This window comes from Dietzia timorensis, assembly GCF_020742175.1.
In the GTDB taxonomy this organism is placed as follows: Bacteria; Actinomycetota; Actinomycetes; order Mycobacteriales; family Mycobacteriaceae; genus Dietzia; species Dietzia timorensis_A.
In genome coordinates this window covers 1-11809 of sequence record NZ_DYXM01000015.1, presented here as the reverse complement: position 1 = coordinate 11809, position 11809 = coordinate 1, and the positions used below count along the sequence as shown (strand labels likewise).

The 11809-nt window shown below is 64.6% G+C and carries 12 protein-coding genes and 1 pseudogene; 5 read left to right on the top strand and 8 right to left on the bottom strand.

Annotation, left to right across the window (positions count from 1 at the left end):
- Positions 1–401, bottom strand: a pseudogene (locus tag K8V11_RS00695) (hypothetical protein); the annotation flags it as partial.
- 446 nt (positions 402–847) lie between these two features.
- Complete coding sequence (locus tag K8V11_RS00690; RefSeq protein WP_303910264.1) at positions 848–1777, bottom strand: LysR family transcriptional regulator; 930 nt, start codon at positions 1775–1777, stop codon at positions 848–850.
- A gap of 262 nt (positions 1778–2039) precedes the next feature.
- Between K8V11_RS00690 and K8V11_RS00685 the strand changes: the two genes are divergently transcribed.
- Entirely contained in the window at positions 2040–3215 is a 1176-nt protein-coding gene (locus K8V11_RS00685) for a Glu/Leu/Phe/Val dehydrogenase dimerization domain-containing protein (protein WP_303910266.1), read from the top strand.
- Between the two features lie 78 nt (positions 3216–3293).
- Here K8V11_RS00685 and K8V11_RS00680 read toward each other — a convergent pair whose 3' ends face one another.
- Positions 3294–3788, bottom strand: coding sequence for a transcriptional regulator (locus K8V11_RS00680; RefSeq protein WP_303910262.1), 495 nt, complete (start codon positions 3786–3788; stop codon positions 3294–3296).
- The gene (locus tag K8V11_RS00675; protein WP_303910260.1) at positions 3785–4666 is read right to left on the bottom strand and encodes an SDR family NAD(P)-dependent oxidoreductase; all 882 of its coding nucleotides are present in this window, start codon (positions 4664–4666) and stop codon (positions 3785–3787) included. The genes K8V11_RS00680 and K8V11_RS00675 overlap by 4 nt, the downstream gene beginning before the upstream one ends.
- A gap of 119 nt (positions 4667–4785) precedes the next feature.
- Between K8V11_RS00675 and K8V11_RS00670 the strand changes: the two genes are divergently transcribed.
- Entirely contained in the window at positions 4786–6420 is a 1635-nt protein-coding gene (locus K8V11_RS00670) for an alkaline phosphatase (protein WP_303910258.1), read from the top strand.
- A 115-nt stretch (positions 6421–6535) separates the two neighbouring features.
- Here the strand turns inward: K8V11_RS00670 and K8V11_RS00665 are convergent, their stop codons facing one another.
- Genes K8V11_RS00665 through K8V11_RS00655 form a run of 3 tightly spaced genes read right to left on the bottom strand, consistent with a single transcriptional unit; the run spans position 6536 to position 8597 of the window.
- Positions 6536–7279 carry a hypothetical protein gene (locus K8V11_RS00665; protein WP_303910256.1) on the bottom strand — a complete coding sequence of 248 codons (744 nt, stop codon included), beginning with the start codon at positions 7277–7279 and terminating at the stop codon, positions 6536–6538.
- Positions 7276–8196 carry an ABC transporter ATP-binding protein gene (locus tag K8V11_RS00660; protein WP_303910254.1) on the bottom strand — a complete coding sequence of 307 codons (921 nt, stop codon included), beginning with the start codon at positions 8194–8196 and terminating at the stop codon, positions 7276–7278. Before K8V11_RS00660 ends, K8V11_RS00665 begins: the two co-directional genes overlap by 4 nt.
- 29 nt (positions 8197–8225) lie before the next feature.
- Positions 8226–8597, bottom strand: a complete 372-nt coding sequence (locus K8V11_RS00655; protein WP_067474779.1) for a GntR family transcriptional regulator — start codon at positions 8595–8597, stop codon at positions 8226–8228.
- A 190-nt stretch (positions 8598–8787) separates the two neighbouring features.
- On the opposite strand from K8V11_RS00655, the gene K8V11_RS00650 reads away from it, so the two are divergent.
- Positions 8788–9357, top strand: coding sequence for a dihydrofolate reductase family protein (locus tag K8V11_RS00650; protein ID WP_303910250.1), 570 nt, complete (start codon positions 8788–8790; stop codon positions 9355–9357).
- Between the two features lie 40 nt (positions 9358–9397).
- On the opposite strand, the gene K8V11_RS00645 is transcribed toward K8V11_RS00650, so the two are convergent.
- Positions 9398–10165, bottom strand: a complete 768-nt coding sequence (locus tag K8V11_RS00645; protein WP_303910248.1) for an SDR family oxidoreductase — start codon at positions 10163–10165, stop codon at positions 9398–9400.
- A 355-nt stretch (positions 10166–10520) separates the two neighbouring features.
- On the opposite strand from K8V11_RS00645, the gene K8V11_RS00640 reads away from it, so the two are divergent.
- Together K8V11_RS00640 and K8V11_RS00635 are read left to right on the top strand one after the other, a co-directional pair.
- The gene (locus K8V11_RS00640; protein WP_303910246.1) at positions 10521–10838 is read left to right on the top strand and encodes a hypothetical protein; all 318 of its coding nucleotides are present in this window, start codon (positions 10521–10523) and stop codon (positions 10836–10838) included.
- Positions 10839–10888: 50 nt separating this feature from the next.
- A partial coding sequence (locus K8V11_RS00635; RefSeq protein ID WP_303910244.1) for a LysR family transcriptional regulator occupies positions 10889–11809 on the top strand: 921 nt, incomplete at its 3' end.

The window sequence follows — 11809 nt, the reverse complement described above, 5'->3', positions numbered from 1 at the left end:
CTCCGGAACGAAGCCGGCAGCGAGCCGAGCGCGCCGGTGTCGTCACCTTCGTCGGCGTCTTCGCCCTCGTCGGTGCCGTCACCCTGGTCGGCGTCTTCGCCCTCGTCGGTGCCGTCACCCTGGTCGGCGTCTTCGCCCTCATCGGTGCCGTCACCCTGGTCCGTGGTGTCGTCAGCCGCGGGGTCTTCCGTGGTGCCCTCGGGCGAACCGGAATCGGTGGTCGTGCCATCCTCAACGGCGGCCGCAGCCGGGGTCACGTCTTCCGGTGCGTCCGCGGCCTGTGCGAAGGCCGGTGCGAAGAGTGCGACACCAATGCCGAGCGCGCCGGCGCCTGCAGCGGCGGCAACGGTGCGGTTCGTGTTGGTGCGGTGCTTACCGGTGGTCTTGTTCAGATCTGCCATGGAAGTCCTCCAATCAGATGACTCTTGGGCATCTTTGTTTTGGTGTGACGCCGATCGGTACTCGGTCGATCGGGCACGGTTCCGACCATAAGGGCATCTTCGCGTCCCATTCGAAATAGGTTTGTTGCAATTCTTTAATATTCGGCCAATCGATCCGGCGCGAGTCGATCCCGCCACGCTGCACATTGTGTGTCGCATAACAGCGAGAATGTACACGAGCACGGCCGTAGTTGAACCGCGGTCCAGATCACAACTTCCTAAACGAAAAATCGGAAATCCGGGCGATTTTAAGTGACCTAACTCACACAAAATGAGCTTGCCAAGATTTTCTGAACCCCGCTTCGGCGCGAACTTTTGCGCTTCCTACGGAGCCCCGAAAGGCCCGAGCGAAGGAACGTTTGGACCGGGTTTTCGGAATACCCGCAGGTACATGGGTCGGAAGAAGGTCACCTCCTGGTAGTGGACTGTGGCGCCGTGAGCCCGACCTTCACCGCGGCACTGGCCATCGTCTCTACGAATTCCCGCAGCGAGGGGCGCTCCGCATCGCGCACACGGTAGGAGATCGAGAGGTTACGCACGAGCTCGTCTTCCAACGGCACAAGCGCGATGCCCTCCGGACGTACGAACGCCCCGAGGTCCGACACGAGGGTCACACCAAGCCCGGCGGCGACGAGAGCGAGTGCAGTCGACTGCTCACCGACGACATGGCGAACATCGGGCTCGAACCCTGCCTCGCGACAGGCGAGCCGGACGGCTCGGCCGAAGTGCGAGCGCGAATCCGACAGGATCCATTCGCGCCCCGCGAGCGAGGACAGCGCGACGGGCCCATCGGTCGCCTCCGCGACCGGGACGGCGGCGTACAGATTCTCCACCGCGATCGGCCGACGCTCGAGTTGTTGGGTGCGCGGCATGGGGTAGTTCGAGTAGTCGATAACGAAGGACAGGTCGAGCGTGCCGTCGCGCACGGCTTCCGAGGTGGCCTCCGGGGCGAGCTCGACCGAGCGCACCTCGATCCCCGGGGAACTCTCGGCAAGCATCGCCAACCCTGTGGGGAGCAACCCCGTCGCGACCGAGGCCCACACGCCGGCACGCAGCGTAGCGCGCATGCCGTCGCGGAGAGATTCGATCGCGTTACCAGCGTTCTCCACGGCATCGAGGATCGACTCCGAGTGATCGGCGAGTAGCTCTCCCGATTCGGTGAGCACGATGCGCCTGCCCCGCCTCTCGAACAGCGCGGCGCCGGTTTCCTTCTCCAACAGCGACAACTGCTGGGAGACGGCAGACGTGGTGTAGTGCAGCGCCTCGGCGACAGCGGTGACCGTGCCCCGGTACCGCAACTCGCGAAGGAGCTTGAGCCTGTGAAGCGAGACCTCCATACCCGTGAGATTAGGCCGCTCGCGGCTTATCTGCCTGCGAATCCGCTCGATAGTCAAGAAAAAGTGAACGATCCTCTGCAGTAACTATAAGTGGACTACGTCACATTCACGGGGCCATCCTTGAGGTACAGGCAGAGCCCCCCGACTCAGCCGATCGAGAAGATGCGAGGAGGCGACGACAATGACGTTCACGCCGATCAACCCCATGTCGACCACACCGGAACCAACGGCCACTACGGACGTACTGCACGCCGCTACCCCGATGCCGGTCTCCACTCCGACACGCAGGCACCACGAGCCGTACATGCGAATCCAGTGGATCGACGACGTCACCGGCGCCACCGGATATCTCGTCATCGACACCATGGTCCAGGGCATGGCCACCGGCGGTACGCGGATGCGCGCCGGCTGCACCGTGACAGAAGTAGAGGATCTTGCTCGAGGCATGTCGAATAAGACGGCCGCGTTCGACCTCCCCATCGGCGGAGCCAAGGGTGGCGTCGATTTCGACCCAAAGGACCCGCGCGCGGTGGACGTGCTCACCCGCTTCTACGAGGCGATGCGCCCGTATCTCGACCGCCATTGGGTCACGGCCGAGGACCTCGGCGTACCGCAGAGCCTTGTCGACACCGTGTTCGCCCGCCTCGGGATGAATCAGTCGTACCACGCGGCAATCGAGCGCTCGGATGATCCGGTCGCGACGACCGCGCGCGTCCACGCAGGCCTCGATGCGGCGACCCCGGGCGGCCCGCTCGGCGACGTCATCGGCGGCTACGGAGTGGCGCAGGCCTGTCTCGCCGCATCCAAGGTGCGCGGCTGGGACATCCCCGACACCACCGTCGCCATCCAGGGTGTCGGCACGATGGGCGGCGGCGCCGCCTTCTACCTGCACGAGGCGGGCATGAAGGTCGTCGCTCTCGCCGATGCCGTAGGCACCCTTTACGACCCGGCCGGCCTCGACGTTCCCACTCTGCTCGACTCCCGCAACCGCTTCGGCGAGATCGACCGCGCCGCAGTTCCGGCAGGCGTGGAGCTGCTCGACCGCGACGTCATCCTCCACACCGACTGCGACATCGTGGTCCCGGCAGCCGTGTCCTACGCGATCACCGAGGAGAACTGCCTCGGCATCAAGGCCTCTATCGTTGTCGAGGCCGCGAACGCGGCGACCACCGAGGACGCCGAGCTCGACCTCGCTGCCCGAGGCGTCGTCGTCCTGCCCGACTTCATCGCCAACGCCGGCGCGGTGGCCTGGGCGTGGTGGCTGCTTCTCGGCTACGTGGGCGAGAACTACGAGGACTCCTTCGACCGGCTGCGCGCCCAGATGGAGTACAAGATCTCGACGCTTCTCGGCGAGTGGACGCCCTCCTCGGGTCCGCTGCGCTGGGCCGCGGACGTGTCCTCGACGGTGCGCAACCCTGCACCGCTCTACATCCCGTAGACCGCGACACTCTATATATGACGGCGGAGCCGCTCATCCGGTTCGGGTGGGCGGCTCTTCCGGTGTTCGCGTTCGGAATCAGCCGGGGAGCGCGCGATAATAGCCCGCCATGGACGGGTAGTAGTCATCGAAGTCGATCGCCCCGGGATCTCCGCCCGTCTCGGCAGCGACGAGCCGGTCGAGGTAGAACTCCCATCCGGGGCCGATCGCACTGGTCTTTTCCGGATCGTCGGTGATCTGCGAGAGCGCGATGACGGCTCCGTTTTCGCCCTCGCCCGCCGCGCGGACCTCGCCGAACAGCATCCACACGTCCTCGCCCTCGCCGGCGCTCACCGCCACGCGGACCGGGGCCTCACACTCGTCGATCCGCAGCGACATCGATGGACTTCCCTCCTCCGCCGTCATCGTAAGGTCGATGGATCCGGTGGCCGGGTCCCCGGACCATGGGCCGATCCAGCGTGCGGTGTGTTCGGATGCGGTGAGGGCATCCCACGCCTCACCGGGAGAGAGATCGAGGCGGCGCTCGATGACGATTCGGCCTTCGCGGTAATAGCCGGTGGGCGTGGGATTCATGGACAGTTCCGATCGTTGCCGGTGCCGGCTCGCTCGTCGATCCGGCGGATACCCGCCTGCGTCACGCGGTCGCGCGCGAAGGCGAAGTCGGTGAGCGGATTGATGATCCCGCGCAATGTGGAATATACGCCGAAGAATCCGGGCACGTGGGTGCGCGATCTGCGCCGCTCGATACCGTCCACCGCGATGCGTGCGAGTTCCGCGGGCTCGACTCGGGCACCGAGTTTGCCGGGCATCGCGCGCGCGACCAATCCGGTGGCGACCTCATCCTCACCGAACGCCACTTTCGAGATGTCGGTGCGGATCCACGCCGGGAACAGCACGCCCGCCGAGGCGCCGCAATAGGAAAGCTCGGTGCGCAACGCCCGCCCGAGCTGTTCGACCGCTGCCTTCGACGCCGCATACGGCGCATTGATCATCCCGTTGATGTAGGCATACATCGACGCGGTAATGAGCACATGCCCGTTCGTGCTCACCACGTCCTGCCGCGTCGCACGGATGGTGTTCCATACACCGCGCAGGTTGACGTCGATGATCCGCTCGAAAAGGCCGTCCGGCGCGCTGTCGATGGTGAAGGCGTGCGCCCCGGCGGCTATCCCCGCGTTCGCGCACACCACGGTGACCGGGCCGAACTGCTCGCGCGCCCGCCTCAGCGCTTCGCTCAAAGTAGCTGGATCGGTGACGTCTGCGCGCAGGGCCACCACGCGATCTCCGCCCAGGGATGCGGCCACGGCCTCCGCCTCTTCGAGGTCCGTGTCCAGTAAGGCGACACACGCACCGCGCGCGTGGAGCTCGCGCCCCAACGCCTCACCGATGCCCCGTGCGCCGCCGGTGACGACACAAGTGGTTCCGGCCAGGTCAAGTCGTTTCAGGGCCACGGCGGCGCTCCCTCGAAGAAGAGTTGATTATCTTCCGGAAACTTATTCGACCTTGCCGTTTCACACAATGACAACGTCGTATTTGCCGAGCCGTTGCTTTCGGAGCGTCAACTATTGTTATGAGCAACACTCGCGTGGATATCCCTGCCATTTCGATTTCGCGCGGTACGACGAGGCGGAGCTTCCTTACGTGGACTGCCGCCGTGTCTGCCGCAGCCTTCACCCCGGCGATGCTCGGCGGAACCGCCGAGGCGCAGAGCTCGCTCCCGGCGGGCTCGCTCGGATCGGGAAGTATGCGTCTCGACAATCCGTTCGCCCTGGGTGTCGCGTCCGGCGATCCGCTGCCGGACTCGGTGATTTTGTGGACCAGGCTCGCGCCGAAGCCGCTGGAGATCGGCGGCGGCATGCCCCCAGTGGCGATACCGGTGGAATGGGAGATTGCCACCGACGAAGCATTTGGCTCGGTCGTCGACCGGGGCACCGCGATCGCCGATCCCGCCCATGCGCATTCCGTCCACGTCGATGTCAAAGGCCTCGAGGCCTGGCGCGTGTACTACTACCGATTCCGTGCGGGCGGCTCCGAGAGCCCCGTCGGCCGCACCCGTACCTCCGCTCCGTTGGGCGCCGATCTCGGCTCGTTGTCTTTCGCGTGGGCGTCCTGCCAGGCGTGGCACGACGGTTACTACAACGCCTACGAGGACATGGCAGAGCGCGAAAACGATGTGATCTTCTTCCTCGGCGATTACATCTACGAAAGCGAGCTCAAGGACAACGGCATTCGCGATATGTCGGCTCTAAGCGCGGACGTCCGGGCCGAGCCGTACACGCTCGACCAGTACCGCCTTCGCTATGGCCTCTACAAGAGCGAGGAGCCGCTGCAGCGCGCGCACGCGTCGGCGCCTTGGATCGTCACGATGGACGACCACGAGGTCGACAACAACTGGGCTGCGGAGATCTCCCAGGACGACGACGATCCGGTCGAGTTCCTGTCCCGTCGCGCTCAGGCCTTCAAGGTGTGGTGGGAGCACACCCCGACCCGAGTCACCGCGCCGACCGGACCGGACATGCGGATCTACCGGCGCACGGACTACGGCAACCTCGTTCGCTTCTCCGTGCTCGATACGCGGCAGTACCGCTCGAATCAGGTCCACGACGACAAGAACAGTCCGCAGGACGCAGAGACCGCCGATCCTTCGCGGACCATCACCGGCGACGAGCAGGAGAAGTGGATTCTCGACGGCCTCGATCCCTCCCCGACCGCATGGAATGTGCTCGCGCACCAGACCGTCATCTCCGATCTGCCCCGGGTCAAGGATGGCCAGCGCAACGTGTCGATGGACGGGTGGAGCGGTTACGAGGCCTCGCGCCACCGGATCCTCGATGGAGCTGCGGAGCGCGGAGCGAAGAACCTCGTCTCCATCGTCGGCGATATTCACCGGAACGCATTCTCGGAACTTCGCCGTGACTATGAGGACGCCTCCCCCGCGGTCGGCGTCGAGTTCGCCGGGACATCGATCGCCTCGGGCAAGGACGGCGCCGACAGCGACGAGGCCAACGAGGGATACAAGTCCGCGAGCGAAGCGTTCAAGTTCGGCAACGCCCAGCGCGGCTACATCGCCGTCAAGGTCGACAAGAACGAGTGGACGACGGAGGTTCGCGTCACCGACAAGAACACCGCCCCCGGACAGAAATTGCACCGCCGCGCGACAGTGACCGTGCCCTCGGGGCGCCCCGAGCTCAACGTGCAGGAATAGATTCGCCCCTCATGGAGCCAGCGCAGCGGCCGGCCGGAGTGTTCCGGCCGGCCGCTGCGGCGTCGCTTCTTCGTGCCGGGGAGTGTGTGGTCCGGCGGTTATCTTGCGTCCGACGTCATGCGGGAAGACGTCGGAGGGTCGCATAGGAGATCGCCGAAAAGACCGCCGCGGCCGCGAGGCCCCAGAAGGCCAGTCCAAGCGCCCCGGTGTCGACGAACCAGCGACCGACCGACGGCCACCACTCCTGCCACGTGATAAGCGCGGCAAGCCCGACCAGGGCGAACGCGAGCGCGAAGAGGAGGGCAGTGAGCACCTTCGCGCCGCCGAACCGGTACACCGTCGCCGTCCAAAACCCGAAGATGAACACGAGCATCGAGAAGACGAAGAACTCGAAGCCAGCGGCGAGTGGTCCGCTGACCCACAGCGGTTCGAGGTAGCCGAAGTAGGCATTGATCCCGTAGCCATCGGTGGCCTGCTCGATGAGACCGAAGGCCACGAAGATCAGCGACATGCCGAGCGAGCTGATCGCGGCCGCGCCGAGCGTGCCGAGGAAAAACTCGCGCCTGGTGATGGTCATCGCCTGCGAGAACGGGAATGTGTAGGCCATCGCCATGATGCCAACGACGAGGAAGTACCAGAGCGGCGCCTGCGCGCCGTAGCTGACCTTGTCACCGGACACGTCGGCGGAATTGATGATGGCGTTGACGAGGAGCGAGATCAGCCACGAGCCGCCGAGAACGCACAGGGGCGTCCACACGAAGGTCCAAAGGTTGAGGAACTGCAGGCGGACGACGTTGGAGATGCGCCCACGGGGCGCGGTCGGGGCGGAATAGATCGAGGGTTCGGCTACGGCGGTCATCGTAAGACTCCTTCGGTGTTGGCGGTGGAGATGTTCGACTCCGATGCCGCGTGGTGCTGGGTTCGGCGAACGATGAGCTGCTGTAGCGAAACGGGGGCGAAATCGACGCCCGCTTCGGCGAGTTCGGCGCGCTTGTCGTCCGGCAGCGAGCCGAGGATGGTCACCGAGGTGACTCTGCCGAGGGTTTCGCGATGGATGATTTCGTATCCGGCGACTGCGCCCTCGACCACGCCGGCATCGCCGACGAGATTGGTGGCCTGGCCGCGGGCATCATCGGCAGTCTCGTCCATGACGATGCGGCCGCCATCGATGACAAGGACACGCTCAATGAGGTTGGACACCTCGTCGATGAGGTGGCTCGACAGCATGATTGTGCGCGGCCACTTCGCGTACTCCTCGATGAGGCGGTCGTAGAAGATCTGCCGCGCGACGGCGTCGAGGCCGAGGTAAGGCTCGTCGAAGAAGGTGACCTCGGCTCGCGAAGCGAGCCCGATGATGACGCCGACGGCGGAATTCTGCCCTCGGGAGAGCTTCTTGATCGGGGTCTTCAGGGGGAGCTGGAATTCCTCGATGAGTTCTTCGGCGACGTCATCGTCCCAGCTGGGAAAGAACATCTTCGCCGCCTTGAGTGCCTGCTTCGGCGTCGAATCGTCCGGGTACCTCTGCCCTTCGCGGACAAAGCACATCCTGCTGAGCACCTTCGAGTTCTCGTAGGGGTGCTCGCCGAATACGCGCACGTCGCCGCTGGTGTGAGTGTCCTGCGCCGTAAGGATCGACATCGCCGTGGTCTTGCCGGCTCCATTGCGGCCGAGAAAGCCGTAGATGGTGTCCTTTTCGATATCGAAGCTGACATTGTCGAGCGCGAGTGTGTTCTTGTATCTCTTGGTGAGGTTGCGGACCTCGATCACGGAGTTCATTTCGGCCCTTTCGGCTCGGTCGGCGCGTTCTAGGCGGGACGGCCCTCGTGCGCGGAGCGTGTGTGAATCAGCGCGACGACATCGTCTGGGCCGAGGCCCAACTTTCGCGCTTCGATGATGAGTGGCTGCACGTAGCGTTCGGCGAACACCTCACGCCGCTCGGAGAGGAGGACTTCCCGGGCATTCTCTGAAATGAACATCCCAATTCCGCGACGTTTGTAGAGAATTCCCTTGTCGACGAGCTTGTTGATTCCTTTTGCCGCCGTCGCTGGATTGATGCGGTGGAATGCGGCGAGTTCATTTGTCGACGGCGCTTTGCCGCCCTCGGGGAAGCTGCCATCGACGATCGCGTCCTCGACCTGTTCGGCAATCTGCACGAACAGCGGCTTGCCGTTGTCCATCGCAACCCCTCGTTCGTTGGTTAGTTACTCAACTAATGAACCATTTGACGATGTGGTCCGTCAAGGGGTCCCGAATATCTTTTCCGCAATCGCGCACACGAGGACAAAGAAGAGGCGAGTTACTTTGCCAACGTGGGTAAGGAGCAACACCGCACCAGCACGCGGCACTTACGAAGGAACGTGAAACTTCATGACCACCACAAACGCTCAGCCACGCAGGCTCGTCATTTCGCAGAACTGCACGCTCGACGGCTCGATCGAGATGCTCGGCGAATGGTTCGATCCACAAGAGAGCGACAAGGGAGAGCTCGATCAGCTCCTCGCCGAAAGCAAGCGGTGCGACGCCCTCCTCCTTGGCCGACAAACGTTCGAGGACTTCCGGAGTTACTGGCCCAACGTGGAGGATGACCAGACCGGGATCACTGACGATCTCAACGCTCAGGACAAGTTCGTGGTGTCCTCGACGATGACCGACCCGCAGTGGTCTCGGACGACGATTTTCTCCGGCGATTGGGAAAGCCAGGTTCGCGACCTCAAGCAGCAGGGCGGCGGCGACATCGTCGTCACCGGCAGCATCAACCTGTGCCATGCGCTGATTGAGGCCGGGCTCGTCGACGAATACCGGCTCTACATCTATCCGACGGTCCAGGGCCGCGGCCGACGACTCTTCCCCGAGCGCTTCGAACAGGGTTCGCTTTCCCTTGTCGGGAGCCACCCGTTCGCCAACGGTCACGTGGAGCTGATCTACCGCGCCGGCTAGAGCAGAGACAGCCCCGACTCACCATCTGCGTGCGCGGAGATTAGCGCGACAACGATTCGAGATACTCGCCGAACGAGGTCTCATCGACGATGCCGCCGCTCGGCACGAGTCCGCCCCGCGCGATCGCCGAGCCCATATACGGCGCGGATCCCACCCAGCGCGGCGACTTTCCGGCGACGTTCCCGGTCGCCGCGAGTTGTCGCTTGACGAAGTCCGCCGCGTATCCCGTTTCCGGGCCACGAATCGTGAGCGTCTTTCCCTCATGCTGATTGCCGGACACTGCCGTCTCGACAAGCAGTGACGCCACTCGTTCGGCGGACACCGGGGCCATCATCATCTTCGGGAGCAACGCGACCGGACCGACCGATGCCATGCCCATGAGTACCTCGAGAAATTGGAACCACTGGGTCGAGCGCACGACCACACAGTCCGCACCGCTTTCTATGTAGACACGCTCTTGCACGGCCTTACCTTTGTAGTAGCCGAACATCTTGTTGACTTCGGGATCGGCGGCGCCCGCGATCGACATGCACACCAGCCGCGACACGCCAGCCTCTTGCGACGCATCGACCACGTTGCGCGATGTCCGGCCAAAGTAGTCGCTGGCCTTCTTCGCGCTCAGCGACATCATGTTGAGGCAGTCGATCGCGACGTCCGCCCCGGCGAACGCGGCAGGCAGCCCCTCGCCTGTGTAGACATCGACGCCTTCCGATCTGCTCACAGAAACCAGCTCGTGCCCCTGACGCCGCACCTTCTGCGCCACCTTGGAGCCCATCTCACCCGTTGCACCGAGGACCGCGATTCTCATGCCTTCACGCTACGCCGATCGCTCCGCAACCAGTACGATCCGAACCGGCGCTCTGCTCGAGCCTCGGCCTTGCCGTCCGAGAACCGAAACGTTCCAGTGTTATGTTCCTAGCGCCGAGGGCCCACTCACGACGTCGCAGCCTACTTGCCCGGCAGCAATAGAGAGAGGACGAACATATGCCGACCGATCTCTCCCGCTGCTCCGCGGCAACGTGAACGCGCCGCGCCGACGTGCGCCGCGCGCCCCCGGACTGTGTGCTGTTCTGGCATTCGTGGGCTTCGTCGTCATCCTTGTTGGTTCGTCCTCCAACACGTTGAGCGAATCGGTCATCCTGACTCTATTTTTGTTGAGTGGCGTGAGTTTCGCCTCGAGGTTTCTGTGGGCACGCTCTCGTAGCCGCGGGCTGTACACGATCCCGCGTGACCCGGCCGCGTTCCGCCCCGAACGGCTGTTTCTGCTTATGACGGCGGTGCTGGGCATCGCACTAGGCGCACACATGCTCGGTGGCGGCCCTCGAGACGCGGACCTCGAGGCGTGGCTGTTCTCTGTCGCGTACCTGATCCCACTCGTCGACATCTACGGGTTCGCCTGGAAGAGGCTGCGCGCGGTTTCGTTGAGCGGCAGGTATTCGCTTGCCTGGCCCGACGCGCCGCACGGTCGTCATTCGCTTTAGCCGGGCCCCGCTACCAACCCGCCCGACCCGGCAGCGGGCATCATGTGGTGGTGAGCGGATTTAGTGCAGGGGCAATCGGGCTGGGCCGCATCGACGTGACGCGGCTATGCCGGATCTTCATCGCGGTCGCCGAGCACCGTAGCTTCGGCCTCGCTGCGGAAGACCTGGGCCTCAGCCAGCCGTCTGTGTCGCAAAGCATCCGACGCTTCGAATCGCAGATTGGTCTCGAGGTTTTTCGCCGTGCCCGAGATGGCGCGGTGCTCACCGACGAGGGTCGACGCCTGCTCCCGCTGGCTCGGGTCGTCGTGCGCGACGCGGAAAGTTTCGAACTCGCCGCGTCCCAGCTCGCCTCGGATCGTGATTCCATCTCGATCGGCATCGGCGTGTCCGCCCCGGCATGGGTCGCCGCAGCCGCCGCTCGCGCGGCGTCGTCCCTGGCTACCAGGGTTGACGTCGGACGCGCGGCGGATTCCGCCCTGATCGAGAAGGTCGAGATCGGCGAGCTCTCCGCGGCGATCGTCGAGTTCCCTTCCCCACTCGGCGATCTCGTCAAGGGCGTGGGGCATATCGCCGAGAGGCGGCTAGCGATTCCCGAGGGTCGCTCTTCCGCATCATCCAAGCGGACACCGTGGTACGACATCAGCGGCCTCGAACTGGCCATCACACCGCGCTACTTGGCTCCGGCGGCCTGGGACCAGCTCACCGATCGCCTCACGGACATCGCCGGAACCCGCACGATCATCGAGGTCGACACGCCGGAGCATCTCCTTCCCGCCGTGGCGGGGAGAACGTGCTTCGCGGTCGTCGACGCGACGGTCACGGCACTACCGGGCACCACGCTCGTGCCACTGCCGGCGGCATTCTCGGCGCAGTATCGGGTGCTTGTCCACCCCGACCGCCAACTGGCCGCCGATGGAACCGACCTGCGCTCTGCCCTCGACCGCGGGTTGCGCCGAGCGACCCCGAAGGCG

What these genes read in the sequence shown, in the direction of transcription:
- K8V11_RS00690 (WP_303910264.1), bottom strand. Translation starts at nt 1,777, where the DNA reads ATGGAGGTCTCGCTTCACAGGCTCAAGCTCCTTCGCGAGTTGCGGTAC.
- K8V11_RS00685 (WP_303910266.1), top strand. Translation starts at nt 2,040, where the DNA reads ATGCCGGTCTCCACTCCGACACGCAGGCACCACGAGCCGTACATGCGA.
- K8V11_RS00680 (WP_303910262.1), bottom strand. Translation starts at nt 3,788, where the DNA reads ATGAATCCCACGCCCACCGGCTATTACCGCGAAGGCCGAATCGTCATC.
- K8V11_RS00670 (WP_303910258.1), top strand. Translation starts at nt 4,786, where the DNA reads ATGAGCAACACTCGCGTGGATATCCCTGCCATTTCGATTTCGCGCGGT.
- K8V11_RS00665 (WP_303910256.1), bottom strand. Translation starts at nt 7,279, where the DNA reads ATGACCGCCGTAGCCGAACCCTCGATCTATTCCGCCCCGACCGCGCCC.
- K8V11_RS00660 (WP_303910254.1), bottom strand. Translation starts at nt 8,196, where the DNA reads ATGAACTCCGTGATCGAGGTCCGCAACCTCACCAAGAGATACAAGAAC.
- K8V11_RS00655 (WP_067474779.1), bottom strand. Translation starts at nt 8,597, where the DNA reads ATGGACAACGGCAAGCCGCTGTTCGTGCAGATTGCCGAACAGGTCGAG.
- K8V11_RS00650 (WP_303910250.1), top strand. Translation starts at nt 8,788, where the DNA reads ATGACCACCACAAACGCTCAGCCACGCAGGCTCGTCATTTCGCAGAAC.
- K8V11_RS00645 (WP_303910248.1), bottom strand. Translation starts at nt 10,165, where the DNA reads ATGAGAATCGCGGTCCTCGGTGCAACGGGTGAGATGGGCTCCAAGGTG.